Here is a 15,083-nt window from a genome sequence, read left to right on the forward strand (position 1 = left end):
AGGCATTATTGATAAAAAAAAATCAGCTGATGAATCAGAACGTTACCCTAGAGATAAAATTGATTTTTTTGCTAAAGCAAGCTATGTTTTAAATGGGTGAATCCAATTTATACACAGTTTGTAGAAGGTATAACATGAAGAATCAGATATCAGATCTTCATGGACTGAGATCTCTTAGGCTTCAGGATGATTTGCTCGTACTGAGTCGAATATATTCTTTACCTCGGTTAGGTTATGTAGATATTTCAAAACAACAAATTATTACCGAAATAATTGAACGGTGGTATATATTAAAAGAATTTAGTGACACAAGCTCAAAAAGATAACATAGGACAAAAGCATGCCAGTAATTGCACTACAAGGACTCCGCGGTGGAGTAGGTGTGACTTCGATTGCTGCTGGGTTGGCTTGGGCTTTACAACAGTTGAATGAATCGGTACTCGTAATTGATTTTACAACAGACAATTTGTTGCGCTTGCATTTTAATATGCCATTTGAACACAAAGAGGGGTGGGTGCGTTCCTATCTGGAGAACCATGACTGGAAAGAAAGTACCCACTCTTATAACCATCAGTTGAGTTATTTGCCTTTTGGGAAAATAACTCAAGCGGACCGTGCTGAATTGGAAAATAAACTTCAGAAAAATCCATTTTTTTGGCAAAAAAATATAGAGAATGTATTGGCTAAGAATGAGTGCCGCTGGATTTTGCTTGATCTGCCATCTGACGATACATTATTGACCCAGCAGGGCTTGGATAGCGCCGATTTTGTATTGTTGTTGTTAACCCCAGACATTAATTGTCATACTCGTTTGCATCAGCAAAAAATTCCCAAGCATTGTTATTTTTTAATTAATCATTATTCACCTGCTAAGCCATTACAAAAAGACTTGTTTCAATTGTGGCAGCGGGTATTACCCAATTTTTTACCAATAATACTGCATAGTGATGAAGCAATCGCAGAGTCACTTGCTGCCAAAAAGCCAATTGGCGAATTTCATGCTCATAGTCTTATTGCCAATGATATCAGTGAATTGGCCAATTGGTGTATGAGCAATCACTCTAGGGATGCATAATGAGTAAAATCTTATATTTGCTCTTATCACATGATGGATATAAAAAAATTGAGAAAACTTATTATCATTTTCATCAGCATGATACCTCGCTGTTCACTACGATAAGTATTATTTTATTTCAAATAACCAGTTGGACTTTTTTAAGGTTAGAGTCTCCCAGTTGGCAATGGGTACGTAATAACCATCATTTATGGTTTCCTCATATTTCAAGAAAACATCCACGCCCCGGAGATATCGTTCGTTATTTAATTCAAGGTTTATGGCTTATTTTTTTCTATTCAGAACGCAAAATAAAGACCCATTTTTTACAGCGTGGCCTTAATTATTATTATTCCTGGATAGAAAAGCTACCCTCTAAGATAGAAAGCAACCGAGTAGCGAAAAAAACGGCTATGAATTTTGCACGCACCAGCAGAATTGGACGGCGTATTTTGTTTATCATACTGAGTATTTTTTCAGCCATAGTGTTGTTGATTTGTATTACCCAGCCTTTTAAACCCATTGCTCAATTTATCTTTGTCGTCCTGCTCTGGGTGATGGCGATGAGCATTCGTAAAGCGCCTGGACATATATGTACCATTATGTTGGTTGTTCTTTCTGTAATTGTTTCTTGTCGTTATCTATGGTGGCGTTATGCCTATACTTTAGTATGGGATGATGTACCTAGCACAATATTCGGAAGCTTGCTTATCTTTGCAGAAACCTATATTTGGCTGGTTATGATATTAGGATATTTTCAAAGTATTTGGCCATTACATCGTAAGCCTGTGCCATTGCCTTCTGATCATTCTTTGTGGCCTAGTGTCGATATCATGATCACTACTTACAATGAAGATTTGAGTATATTAAAACCAGGAGTTTATTCCGCTTTAGGCCTAGATTGGCCAAAGGAAAAGTTGAACATCTATATTTTGGATGATGGCAATCGTCCTGCATTCAAAGCATTTGCTGAGGAAGTAGGGGTACACTATATAGCACGTCCTACCCACGAACATGCAAAAGCAGGCAACATTAATTACGCTTTAAAACGTACAAGTGGCGACTTAGTGGCAATTTTTGATTGTGATTATGTCATTACCCATCCTTTTTTGCAGTTAACTGTCGGGTGGTTTTTAAAAGATCCTAATCTCGCTATTTTACAAACGCCGCATCATTTTTTCTCACCTGATCCATTCGAACGTAATTTGAAATCCTTTCGAAAAACCCCAAATGAAAGTTCGTTATTTTATGGTGTAGTACAGGATGGAAACGATACCTGGAATGCAACTTATTTTTGTGGTTCAAGCGGTCTCATGCGACGTTCTGCTTTAGAAAAAATTGGTGGTTTGGCAGTAGAAAGCGTTACTGAAGATGCTCATACCTCATTGCGACTTCAACGTCTTGGCTATAACTCAGCTTATATTCGTATCCCTTTGGCAGCCGGCTTGGCAACAGAAAGCCTTGCAAACCATGTTGCCCAACGTATCCGTTGGGCACGTGGCATGGTACAAATTTTACGTATGGACAATCCTTTATTAGGTAAAGGATTATCGCTAGGACAGCGTCTTTGTTATTTTAATGCGATGTTGCATTTTCTTTCTGGGGTTCCCCGTTTAATTTTCTTCATTACCCCTGCGGCATTTTTGGTTTTGAATGCTTACGTAGTCTATGCATCTGGGGTGATGATTTTGCTTTATGCCATACCTCATATCGTCCATGCAGTTTTAACAAATGATCGCATTCAAGGACGATTCCGTCATTTTTTATGGAATGAAATTTATGAAACGGTAATGGCCTGGTACATCGCTGTCCCTACCACCGTGGCTCTAATTAACCCACGTAAAGGAAAGTTTAACGTGACGCCCAAAGGGGATATCAATGTAGAAGAGCATGTCGATTGGATGACAGCACGGCCCTATATCGTCTTGTTATGTGTTAATATTGTAGGTTTAATCGCGGCCGCCTTTCGTGTGTCAGTTGATCCTGCCGCAACAATTCTTGCGGTGCTTATTACTTCCATCTGGTCTGTATATAACATTGCTATTCTGGGGGGAGCATTGGGTGTCAGTATTGAAGCCAGGCAAAGACGGAGAGCACCTCGAGTAACATTTGTTATGCCAGCAGCAATTATGCGAGCTGATGGTCATGTGTATCAATGTACTCTGCGCAATTATTCTGATAAAGGGGTCGGAATACATATGCAAACTGAAGGTTTGTTTCAAACTGGTGATGAGATAACCCTGTTACTCAGACGTGGTGATGATGAATTTGCTTTCCCAGGAACTATTGCTTATACCTTTCATCATAATGCAGGAATTCAATTACATGAGTTCTCCCTGAGACAAAATATCGATTTCATCCAGTGTACATTTGCTCGCGCAGATGTTTGGACATTATGGCAGGAAGAGTTTGGTCAGGATAAGCCGTTGAAAAGTATGCGTGATGTATTTGTTCTGGACTTGCGTAGTTATTACGATATCATAGAATATACACCAGCTAGAGTTCGTAAGATGCTCATAAACTTTACTAATGCAATTATTTGGATGGGAACATTCCTCCCCCACAGGCCTAAATTAAAGAACTATCCTTAAGCATGGGTTATTGGAATAAAATACAAAAACTAATGGATGAGATAATGATAAAAAAAATAATCTGGATTGCTTTACTGAGCATCGCGGGGGCTAGTATTCCTACGCAAGCTGCCTCTGCGGCATCAGCAAATTCCATGCAAGCAGCGCAGCCCATATTATCAACTACCGCCAATACGCCAACACGTACAGTCCATTTATATTTTAACAATTTAAATCAGCAGCAAGGTAATTTTACTCTAGGCAATTTTACTACTGGAAAAAATATTGAGTTCACGGTGCGTAAAGATGAGCTGATATCTCAAGCGGTATTACATCTGCAGTTTATTCCTTCGCCGGCGCTTACTCCTTTATTATCGCAACTCAAAATATATTTAAATGATGAATTGGCCAATGTTATTACAATTAGTGACGAACAACTGGGTAAATTAAATTCTGTCGATATCCCTATAGATCCCCGTTATATCAGTGATTTCAATCGCCTGAGACTGGAGTTGATTGGCCACTACAAATCAATTTGTGAGAATCCAGCACACAGCTCAATATGGTTAGATATTGATAAACTCAGCTCTCTTGAATTGACCTTTCAAACATTACTCGTGAAAAATGATCTATCCCATTTTCCAGAACCTTTCTTTGATCCATTAGATAGTAATCCATTAAATCTTCCTATCGTGTTTACTAACCAACCCAGCTTGATGCAACAACGAGCCGCAGCAATTTTAACTTCATGGTTCGGCAGTAAGGCATTATGGCGTGGAGCGTCTTTTCCTGTCTTAGTGAATCAACTCCCTACAAGGAATGCTGTAGTATTATTCACAAACCAACAAAAACCTGATTTCTTGAAAGACTATAAGACTGTAAATGCCCCTACTGTCGAAATGATAAGTCATCCCAATAATCCTTATATCAAATTGCTGTTGATTTCTGGGCGCGATGAACGCGATTTATTGGCTGCCATAGAGGGCATAGTACAAGGTAACGTGCTTTTTAGAGGACCGCGCGTTACGGTTGATAACGTAAAAATGCTTGAGCATCGCCAGCCTTATGACGCGCCCAACTGGATTCCTACGAATAAACCAGTAAGTTTTGCAAAATTAGAGGAATTTGAAGGACAATTGCAAACAAAAGGATTTAGCCCTTATCCCGTTTCACTTCGATTTAATGTGCCTCCTGATTTGTTTGTTAATCAAGGCAGAGGCATTAATTTACGTTTAAAGTACCGGTACTCAATTCCCCCAGCTGCCAGCATGTCACAATTGAATATTAGCTTGAATGGTTCTTTTGTAAAAAGTTATCAGTTGGAGTCGCATCAGGAGCATCCTTTTGCTGATAATATGGCTGAAACAAGTCAAACACTCTATATTCCAGCCCATTTAGGAGCACACAACCAATTCACTTTTGATTTTGCATATGGGACTCAAATTGCTGGAGGAATGCAAAATGAGCAATGCATTACCTATCAGGTTATTAACAATTCAGCGCTTATTGATCGTTCTTCCACTTTGAATTTATCTAATTATTCTCATTTCATCACCATGCCTAATTTAAATGCTTTTATGAGTTCAGGCTATCCTTTCAGTATCCTGGCTGATCTCTCGCAGACCATAGTGTACATTGATCCGCAATCACAGCCTGAAGCGCTAAGCACCTTAATGAATGTTATGGGCAATATTGGTGCAGCAACAGGTTATCCTGTTCTCTCGATGACTTTGACAGATGATTGGTCTCAGGTTCAAAATAAAGATGCAGATGTTTTAATTATCGGGTCGATACCCAAAGAGCTTAAAAATAATAGAGATCTCAATTTGTTGATCAATCAAACACAGGATTGGATTAAAAAACCGCTAAATAACAATGCGATGCCTGAGATACATCGCGAGACTGCTTTCAGCATAGCTGAGAGTAAAACTACGATTAGTGCCATGGGTTCTTTGGCAGCAATTCTCGGCATTCAATCCCCCTTTAACAATAAGCGCAGTATTATTGTTCTATTGGCAGAAAATCAGCAGGGCTTTGAATTACTCAATAATGCTCTATCTAACAATAAAAATGTTGATAAAGTCTTTGGTTCGCTCGCCGTAATTCGTCATTCTGGAATTGATAGTTTCAGAGTAGGCAAGACCTATCATCTCGGTTATATACCATGGGTGGAGCGTTTTTGGTTTTCATTGCAAAAACATCCTATCAATTTGGCGCTGTTGTCTCTTTTGGCTGCGATATTAGTGACTTTTTTGATTTGGAATGGTTTAGCAGTCATTAATCGTCGTCGTTTAAATGGTAGTCAACAGGATAAAACGTGATTTTTAAATCAAAAATTAAAAAATTTTTATTGTTATGGCTCCTATCTACGATGTCTATTTCAAATGTCATTGCAAATGTGCAATGGCCGATTTGGGATAAATTTAAGCAGTATTACATCAGCGTGGATGGTCGAGTCATTGATCCACAACTTCCAGAAAGAAAAACAACATCCGAAGGGCAGAGTTATGGATTATTTTTTGCTTTGGTTGCCGATGATCAACCTATGTTTGACAAATTATTACATTGGACTGAAATCAATCTTGCTGCGGGTGATTTAACACAACGGCTACCTGCATGGGAATGGGGACAAAATTCCAATAAGAAATGGACCGTTTTAGACACTAATTCGGCGGCTGATTCGGACTTATGGATTGCTTATGATTTACTTGAAGCGGGACGTTTGTGGAAAAATAAGCGCTATGATGCCTTAGGTAAAAAACTTCTCAAACGTATTCTCAAAGAGGAAGTAGCTCAAATTCCAGGATTTGGACTCATGGTACTTCCAGGCCAATTTGGATTTAATTTTAAAAAAACTTGGCGAGTTAATCCAAGTTATTTACCTCCGCAGTTATTTGCTCGATTTGCCAAATTAAATAGTAAATGGAGTGTTATTGGACGTAATAGCAGACGTTTGTTATTAGAAACTTCTCCTAAAGGGTTTGCACCGGATTGGGCTATTTGGAAAAAGAATAGTGGTTGGCAGCCTGATTTGCAGTCCCCTAATGTGGGCAGTTATAATGCAATTCGGGTCTATCTATGGGTAGGAATGTTAGCTCAGGATGCGCCGCAAGCAGCAGAATTAACAAAACATTTTTTACCTATTATTAATTTGACACAACAATTGGGGTATCCTCCAGAAAAAATTGATATTGTCAGTGGTAAAACCCAAGGCAAAGGACCTATAGGTTTCACTGCTGCTCTGTTACCCTTATTTGCAAATAATCCGCCTGAGCTCGCAATACAAAGACAACGTATTGAAGCAGTGGAGTTGACTGCGGATAGTTATTACAGCTCAGTGCTCAGACTTTTTGGACAAGGCTGGGATCAAAATCGATTCCGTTTTAATGCCCAAGGCGAGCTGATATTACCGTAGTTAAAGGCAGCTTACGCGTAACCTGCATCCTGTCTTGCTGAGATAATTCATTGACAAAACCGGCAGACGCTGGTCGGGCCTTGGCCTGACCTGCAAATAATCATTCTAATGTATTTCCAAACTTTTAGTGGAGTGTTCCAGTCGAACCAATAAAGCAGCGGTGCGTGTACTCAAAGTTCCTTCAGCAACTCTTGGAAATTCTTCTTTAATTGCTGCAATCGCATTGGAAATACTCATCGTCTCCGCATGAGTTATTAATGCACTTAGAGCGTCGATTTTGATTTGTTTTAAATCCTTGTTGGGATAAGGCCAACAACTTTCGATTTCCAAGGTTAACTGATCAATGGTTTGATTAATTTCATGCAGCTGCTGCTCGCTCAAAGAGGAAGTTGCTGATTGAGTTTTAGGTTGTACCGATTCCTTCGGTGGGGAGAAGAGGCCATTTTGAGCTGGGGAAGAAATGATTCTGGTTGGATCACATGAATTTTTAGTGGGTAAGCCGGAAGTGCGTTGAAGAAATTGCTCTGGAACTACAGGTTTTGAAGAGGGATGTTCTTCAATTGCTGTGCGTTCAGAGGATTTTGGTGGCTCTGGAATGGGATCGGAAGCAATAGATCCTTTTATGGGGGGGAGAACCTCATGCTCATCAATTGGTTTTATGGAAATTTTATTGGGCTGTTCTCCAGTAATGTCCGCATTGCTTTTTGCTTGGTTCCCAGTTTGTACTTGAATAGGGGACTCGATTCCATGTTCTAAAATGGAGGGCGGTTGCTGTGTGGTAAGCTGAATGGAGACAGTCTCTTTAATCTCTTTGCCTAATCGGGTATCGAGAGAATTTCCTAAATTTCGCTCGATAATTGTTGCGTACGCTTGTGGATTCACGCCAAAACTATTTAATGGTGCAGTTGAGAGGGCGCCTATGTAAGTTTGACTGGTTTCATTTTTTTTATTTAAAAACAAAAGATGCCTTTTAGAAGGAGGCGATTTCCATGGTCCTCCTATATCAGATAATCCATAAATAACGTCGCTATCTGCGGGTATGTGCAGGGCACAAGGATTACCCAGTTGGTTGAGTCTCTCTGCAATAAAAATTACATTTTTAGTGGTTTTAACTACATTCTCCAGCTTGGCTTTTTTTAATGCCTTATCAAAGGATTTTTCATGATCATTGGGATGATAAATGATATTTAATTTAGGAAATGCTTTGGCTGCTTTCATTAAGGCCGCAAAATACATTTCAGGTTTCCCACCGTGCGCGCCCAAACCGGCGGCAGGCATTGCGATGTATTGGCGTCCTTCTTTTTGTACCGCATCAAAAAGGTTGTAGAACATGCCTTCGATAAAACGAATCTGAGTTTCTTTATCCATATGATCGTCAAGTCCATCGCTGAGATTCAAGCGAGGACTTGAAAGCAAAAGCAAGCTCGGATTATTCTCCTCGATTTTTCCCGTACGAACTGTGCTATGGGCTCTTTTGTGACTGCTCATAATGGTATCAACGAGCAAATCAATTTCTTGGACATGACACACTCCCACCGCAAGATTTTCCCAGTGAATTCCATGAGTTTCTGACGGCAACGCCTCTTTGTTCTTTCCGGCCAGCTTTTCATAGAGGACTTTTGGGTACAAACCCGCAGGAAAAAGCGCTGTATTGACATATATTTTGCCGCTTTGCAGCAGGTGATCAAGACGTTTTCCAGTGATTATTAATTTTTTATCGGCTGTTTTAGGAGTAAAACCATTTATCGTAACATCTGCGTTACCCGAAGTGTGAATCGCTGGTGTAATGCTTGACAGTATGGCGCTTGGCTCCTTCATCCCTCCTAATGAAGTCAGGAGTTGTTGGGCAGGTTTTTGAGAAAATGGAATCGTGTAGGTATGACCTCCTTCTATGGTTTTATATTTTTGTGAAAATAGGCCGACCTCTTTTTCTACCGCAGTGATTATTTCTTTTAGCCCCATAATTACTAGTCCTTGTATTAGTGCTTAGCCTATATGAGAGAACGGCAGTATTTGGCGCATCGTGCGCGAAATTTCCCCCTTCGAGTACGTATTGTAGTACAGCAAAAATGGCCAATAATAAGCCAATAAGGTTAGGATATCCTATTCAATATATTCGTTCAATGCGTTTAGGAACTGGCTTCCATAATGTGCCAGTTTGTGTTGACCTACGCCAGGTACCGCGAGTAACTCTTCCAGGTTTTGAGGTTTGGCCTCTGCCATTGCATGGAGGGTTGCATCGCTGAAGATCATAAAAGGTGGTTTGTTCTCTTCATCGGCCAGTTTACGTCTTAAAATTCGAAGCAGTTCAAACAGCGGGCTGTTTGCTGTCTGAATTGATCGTCGTTCTTTGGTTTTCTTTTTATTGCTTTTTATATCGGTATTGGCCAGGGTCAATGATATTTTTTCTTCACCCCTTAGTAAAGGAATTGCTTTAGGAGTTAATTTAAGAACATTAAATTGGTTGATATCCTGTACACAATATTCTTTATGAATAAGTTGCCAGGCGAGTTGTTTCCAGTATTGGGCTGACTTATCTTTACCAATCCCAAAAGTACTGAGCTGTTCATGACCGTATTGTTTTATTTTATCCGAAGAACTGCCACGTAATACATCTATGGTATGGGTTAAACCATAATTTTGCCGTAAACGATAAATACAAGACAAGAGTTTTTGTGCATCTTCTGTTGCATCAGAGGTTGTTGGTGGATTATCACATACATCACAATATTGGCATTCTGTATCACACACTTCATCAAAATAACGCAATAAAATTTGGCGACGACAATGCGCAGCTTCAGCGAAAGCAAGCATGTGGTTGAGCTTATTGGTTTCTACGCGTCTTTGTTCCTCCAGCGGATTGTTTATAATCCAGGAGCGCAATCGAGCACTATCTGCTGCATCATAGAGTAAAAGTGCTTGTGCAGGTAAGCCATCACGTCCCGCACGTCCGGTTTCTTGATAGTATCCCTCAATATTTTTAGGGAGATCGTGATGAACGACAAAACGAACATTAGGTTTATCAATCCCCATCCCAAAAGCAATCGTAGCAACAACGATGTCAATACGATCATACCGGAATAACACTTGTACTTCTCGGCGTTCTTTGTGCGGAAGTCCGGCATGATAAGCACGCGCTTTAAACCCCATTTCTTGTAATTTCTTTGCAAGATTTTCGACGCCCGTACGGGTTCCGCAGTAAATAATTCCCGATTGTTGTTCCACTGTTTGTAAAAACTGATTTAATTGCCTGACGGCATTGGTTTTATGAACAACTTTATAATGAATATTCGGTCTATTAAATGAGGCAATGTATTTTTTAGGGGTATAATTTAATTGTTTAACAATATCCTGACGTGTTTGTTTGTCCGCAGTTGCAGTTAACGCAATAATTGGGATATTAGGAAAATGGGTTTTTAAAACACCTAGAGCTGCATACTCAGGGCGAAAATCATGACCCCACTGAGAGATGCAATGCGCTTCGTCAATCGCAAAAAGTGCAATATGACATTCTTTTAATCGTTCTAAAAACGAAGTGTTAATGAGGCGCTCAGGAGCAATGTACAATAAATCCAATTCATTCTGATGTAATTGCATCAATACATTTTTCGCCTCTTCACTGGTTAACGAGGAATTATAATAAGCAGCGCGAATTCCTTGTAATCTTAAAGCAGTTACCTGATCCTCCATTAAAGCAATTAATGGCGAAACAACGATGCCTACTCCTGGCCTTACTATGGCTGGGATCTGGTAACAAAGAGATTTTCCACCGCCGGTGGGCATCAAAACAAGAACATCGTGTCCAGCAATAACATCGTTAATAATGTCTTCCTGAGGTGTTCTAAACGAATCGAAACCAAAGTACTCTTTGAGTACAGCAAGCGAATTTTGATTGCGAGTTATAGGTGCCGCCAGAGTTTCCATGTGATTATTCTTATTCTTTTCATGAGCGCTAAACGGTTGCAATCATATCATCATGGTTTGGAAATAAAAGCATTATCTTTTATATAAAAGCGCAGTAATTTTTCTGCCCAATCTTTTGCATAATGAACACCAATTCTAGGTTTTTCTACAATAGTAAACTCTTGTTGCTGCTCTTCTTCGGCAATATAAAAAGTATCGCTGGTTAGATCATGCTGGTTTAGTGCTTTATCGATATGCATCGCTTTTGAAAGCAACCCAGGGCCTTGTGTTTTTCCTTGAATGTTTTTAATGGGTTCAATAGCACGCAGCAAAATGGCAGAACCGCTACCTTCAGTTTCTGTGACGACATTAGTACAGTAATACATCCCATAGATTAGATAGATATAAGCATAACCTGCCGGTCCAAACATGACTTTAGTTCTTTGGGTAAGGCCTTTTGAGGAATGGGATGCCAGATCATGCGCTCCAAGGTATGCTTCAACTTCGACAATCCGTCCAACATACTCCACTCCAAATGGATTATGAATAAGATATTTGCCTAAAAGTTCTTTGGCAACCATAATGGTATCACGTTCATAAAATGCTCTGGATAATTTTCGAAGCATATCTCTTTCATCGATGGTAAAAATTGGCAATAATAATACATTTAAATGAATTTTCTAAGGACAGTTTATGGATTTTGAATTCACAGAAGAACATATAGCTATTCGTGAGATGGCTGCTGATTTTGCACGGACCAAATTGGCTCCCATGGCTGATAGTTGGGATGATGAGAGTTATTTCCCTGTAGATGTTTTACGTGAAGCTGCTGCACTAGGAATGGCTGGGATGATGGCCAGGGAGGATATTGGTGGAGCTCAATTAACCCGTTTGGACTCTGCATTATTGTTTGAGCAACTGGCAACAGGGTGTGTGAGTACCAGCGCCTATCTCTCGATTCATAACATGGTGACTTCTTTAATTGATCGCTATGCTCATTCTGAATTGCGAATGAAATGGGGGCCTAAATTAACCTCCATGGAACTCATTGGCAGTTATTGTTTGACTGAACCTGAATCCGGTTCGGATGCTGCGTCTCTGAAAACTAAGGCAGTAAGAGATGGAGATTATTATGTGCTGAATGGTTCTAAAGCTTTTATTTCAGGAGGTTCAGTCAGTGATGTCTACTTATGTATGGTTCGAACTGGTGATTCATCCCATCACGGAATAAGCTGTTTATTAATTGAAAAAAATACACCGGGTTTAAATTTCGGCAAATTGGAGAAAAAAATGGGTTGGCATAGTCAACCTACCAGTATGGTTTTTTTTGAAAATTGCCGTGTACCTGTCGCCAATCGCGTGGGTGATGAAGGGATGGGATTTAAAATTGCATTGAATGCATTAAATGGGGGGCGGATTAATATCGCTTCGTGTTCATTGGGGGGGGCGCTTGCTTGTTTGCGCTTGACTCAAAGCTACATGCATGAGCGGAAACAATTTGGCAAACCACTTACTGAAATGCAGGCATTGCGTTTTTATTTTGCCGATATGTTAACTGATTATGAAGCAGCACGTTTAATGGTTTACCGAGCAGCAAGCGCTATGGATAAAAATGATCCTAATGTCCCTTTGTATTGTGCCATGGCGAAACGCTTGGCTACAGATGTTGCTTTCCATATTTGTGATAAGGCGATGCAAATCCATGGTGGCTATGGATATTTACGTGATTATCAGATCGAGCGAATATTTAGGGACTTAAGAGTCCATCAAATTCTTGAAGGCACCAATGAAATCATGAGAGAAATTGTTGCTAAAGCAACTTTGGATGAAGAACACTTTTTGTGCTGATGTGTCTGTTTAAAGTCTGGATGACAAAGGTCGTCTCAACGTACCCAGACTGCAATGCTTGAGGTACGATATCTTTCTATAGAAAAGGAGTCAACGAATGAATTTGATAGAACAAGATTTAGATAATCAAGGAATTTTAACTTTAACTTTAAACAGACCAGAAAAGTTAAATGCTTTAAGTTCAGAAGTATTAGATGCATTAGAAGAAGCATTCCATTATGCAAAAACAAACCCCAAAGTTAAGGCATTAATGATTACTGGAAATGGTAAAGCATTTTGCGCTGGTGCGGATATTAACCGATTGGCAGAATGTACTGCACAAACAGGTTATGAGTTTGCTTGTCGAGGACAGGAAGTATTTCGACTTTTGGAAACTTTAGGCAAGCCATCATTAGCTGCTGTGAACGGATTTGCATTTGGAGGGGGGTGCGAATTAGCTATTTCTGCCACAATAAGAATCGCTTCAACAAAAGCACAATTCGGTCAGCCTGAAGTGAAACTAGGCGTTATCCCTGGTTATGGCGGCACCCAACGCTTAGCGCGTTTAATTGGCAAGGGACGTGCTTTAGATTTGTGCTTGACTGGACGATTTATCAACGCAGAAACCGCATTAAATTGGGGTTTAGTGAGTGACGTCGTTGAACCAGAAATGGTCTTAGTGCAAGGGAAAAGTTTATTGCAGGGAATTTTAAGTATGGCTCCACTTGCTGTAGCGGGGGTTATGGAAGTTATTGATCATGGTTATGATTTGTCTTTGACTGATGCCTTGCATCTGGAAGCCATTCACTTTGCTAAAGTCTGTGCTTCTGAAGACAAACAAGAGGGTGTTAGCGCATTTCTCGATAAACGAGCGGCTCAGTTCAAAGGAAAATAATTATGACTGACGAAGTACTTTTTAACCAGGAAGGATCATTGGGTGTCATCACATTAAACAGGCCCAAGGCTCTGAATGCACTTACTTTAAATATGATTCTGAATATGCAAAGACAATTAAGTCTTTGGAGAGAGGATGAGTCGATTCATGCGGTGATTGTGCGGGCAGCTCCTGGGAATGCATTTTGTGCTGGAGGGGATATACGTTCTTTATATTTTTCTGGCCAAGTCAATGATGCAGAACAAATGCAATTTTTTTGGCACGAATATCGTTTAAATCATTTTATTCATCATTTTGGCAAACCCTATATTTCTCTAATTGATGGAATTGTTATGGGGGGCGGCGTGGGAATTTCCATGCATGGCAGTCACCCAATAGCCAGTGAACGTTTTGTATTTGCTATGCCTGAGACGGGCATCGGTTTTTTTCCGGATATCGGCGCGAGCTATTTATTAGCACGATGCCCAGGTTATTTAGGTACTTATTTGGGTTTAACCGGTAATCGTTTAGGTGCTCATGATGCGGTAAAAACCGGACTGGTTAAAAAAATAGTATCATCAGAACAAATGCCTGCCTTATTTGACGCCTTGATGAATGAAGATTTGTCGGCGGATGCATTTGACCAGGTCAATCAATGTTTACAGCGTTTTTCTTTTGTGGCCTCTAATGAAGAGATCAGCCAAATTAAACCTTTGATTGATGTGTGTTTTGCGCATCCCACAATTGAAATGATTCGAGGATCGTTACAAAGTGCTAATACGGTATGGGCCGAGGCGGTTGATAATACCTTGGCCCAAAAATCTCCATTGAGTCTTAAAGTGACTTTGGCCCAATTACAAAAGGCAAAAGGGTTATCTTTAGCGCAATGCTTACAAATGGACTATGACATGGTGAGTCATTTTATGCATGATCATGATTTTTATGAAGGGGTTAGGGCTTTATTGATTGATAAAGATAAAAATCCTCAATGGCATCCAGCACGTTTGGATTTGGTTTCAGACGCAATGGTTCAAAAATACTTTGAGCGTTCTCATCCAGGTCTTGAATGGGTCTAAAGAGTGTATCAGCTTTTGGTTAAATGTATTGGAGTGGTGTTTGTCAATTGAATTTGACTACACCATCCCTAATTATATTTAAATTCCGATTTTTATCTCAGATTGATGTGAACTATCACGGTGATCAGACTCAGATTGATTCCTTGTCTGAGGTCTCAGAATGTTTTGTTGCGGTTTAAATTGCTCATTAACAAAAGTTCCAGCTCGATAAATACCGGCACCTAATGCCGTTGCTCCCATGGTATAAAGAGTCGTTTCACAAACTGCTTTGACAGGTTTAGCAAAAAATCCAAGAAAATTGCGTGACATCATATTTCATCCTTTAATAAGTAAATATTGCAATGTGTGATTTAAAATTACACAT

Annotated in this window: 12 protein-coding genes; 8 read left to right on the forward strand and 4 right to left on the reverse strand. The window is 39.8% G+C overall.

Annotation, left to right across the window (positions count from 1 at the left end; genetic code table 11):
• The first annotated feature begins 134 nt into the window (after window positions 1-134).
• From bcsR to bcsZ, 5 genes are read left to right on the forward strand one after another with little or no spacing between them, the layout of a single operon-like run.
• Window positions 135-326 (forward strand): cellulose biosynthesis protein BcsR, encoded by a 192-nt coding sequence (gene bcsR, locus OQJ13_RS13895; protein WP_265711427.1) that lies wholly within the window; start codon window positions 135-137, stop codon window positions 324-326.
• 14 nt (window positions 327-340) lie between these two features.
• A complete protein-coding gene (gene bcsQ, locus OQJ13_RS13900) occupies window positions 341-1,075 on the forward strand; it encodes a cellulose biosynthesis protein BcsQ (RefSeq protein ID WP_265711429.1) in 735 nt (244 codons plus the stop codon).
• The gene (gene bcsA, locus OQJ13_RS13905; protein WP_265711430.1) at window positions 1,075-3,645 is read left to right on the forward strand and encodes a UDP-forming cellulose synthase catalytic subunit; all 2,571 of its coding nucleotides are present in this window, start codon (window positions 1,075-1,077) and stop codon (window positions 3,643-3,645) included. Before bcsQ ends, bcsA begins: the two co-directional genes overlap by 1 nt.
• 44 nt (window positions 3,646-3,689) lie before the next feature.
• The gene (gene bcsB / locus OQJ13_RS13910) at window positions 3,690-5,945 is read left to right on the forward strand and encodes a cellulose biosynthesis cyclic di-GMP-binding regulatory protein BcsB (protein ID WP_265711431.1); all 2,256 of its coding nucleotides are present in this window, start codon (window positions 3,690-3,692) and stop codon (window positions 5,943-5,945) included.
• Window positions 5,942-7,039, forward strand: coding sequence for a cellulose synthase complex periplasmic endoglucanase BcsZ (bcsZ, locus tag OQJ13_RS13915; RefSeq protein ID WP_265711432.1), 1,098 nt, complete (start codon window positions 5,942-5,944; stop codon window positions 7,037-7,039). Before bcsB ends, bcsZ begins: the two co-directional genes overlap by 4 nt.
• Window positions 7,040-7,144: 105 nt before the next feature.
• On the opposite strand, the gene OQJ13_RS13920 is transcribed toward bcsZ, so the two are convergent.
• The 3 genes from OQJ13_RS13920 to OQJ13_RS13930 all read right to left on the reverse strand — a co-directional run bounded on the left by OQJ13_RS13920 (window position 7,145) and on the right by OQJ13_RS13930 (window position 11,568).
• A complete protein-coding gene (locus tag OQJ13_RS13920; RefSeq protein WP_265711433.1) occupies window positions 7,145-9,001 on the reverse strand; it encodes a hypothetical protein in 1,857 nt (618 codons plus the stop codon).
• A 141-nt stretch (window positions 9,002-9,142) separates the two neighbouring features.
• Entirely contained in the window at window positions 9,143-10,963 is a 1,821-nt protein-coding gene (gene recQ / locus OQJ13_RS13925) for a DNA helicase RecQ (protein WP_265711434.1), read from the reverse strand.
• Between the two features lie 50 nt (window positions 10,964-11,013).
• Entirely contained in the window at window positions 11,014-11,568 is a 555-nt protein-coding gene (locus OQJ13_RS13930; protein WP_265711435.1) for a DNA-3-methyladenine glycosylase, read from the reverse strand.
• Between the two features lie 67 nt (window positions 11,569-11,635).
• On the opposite strand from OQJ13_RS13930, the gene OQJ13_RS13935 reads away from it, so the two are divergent.
• The 3 genes from OQJ13_RS13935 (at window position 11,636) to OQJ13_RS13945 (ending at window position 14,719) form a co-directional block, all read left to right on the forward strand.
• On the forward strand, window positions 11,636-12,790 hold the full coding sequence (locus tag OQJ13_RS13935) for an acyl-CoA dehydrogenase family protein (RefSeq protein WP_265711436.1): 1,155 nt from the start codon (window positions 11,636-11,638) through the stop codon (window positions 12,788-12,790).
• A gap of 97 nt (window positions 12,791-12,887) precedes the next feature.
• On the forward strand, window positions 12,888-13,664 hold the full coding sequence (locus tag OQJ13_RS13940) for an enoyl-CoA hydratase/isomerase family protein (protein ID WP_265711437.1): 777 nt from the start codon (window positions 12,888-12,890) through the stop codon (window positions 13,662-13,664).
• A 2-nt stretch (window positions 13,665-13,666) separates the two neighbouring features.
• Window positions 13,667-14,719, forward strand: coding sequence for an enoyl-CoA hydratase/isomerase family protein (locus tag OQJ13_RS13945; protein ID WP_265711438.1), 1,053 nt, complete (start codon window positions 13,667-13,669; stop codon window positions 14,717-14,719).
• Between the two features lie 78 nt (window positions 14,720-14,797).
• Here OQJ13_RS13945 and OQJ13_RS13950 read toward each other — a convergent pair whose 3' ends face one another.
• Window positions 14,798-15,031, reverse strand: a complete 234-nt coding sequence (locus OQJ13_RS13950; RefSeq protein WP_265711439.1) for a hypothetical protein — start codon at window positions 15,029-15,031, stop codon at window positions 14,798-14,800.
• Window positions 15,032-15,083: the final 52 nt, after the last annotated feature.

The organism is Legionella sp. PATHC035 (assembly GCF_026191115.1).
Classification (GTDB): domain Bacteria; phylum Pseudomonadota; class Gammaproteobacteria; order Legionellales; family Legionellaceae; genus Legionella.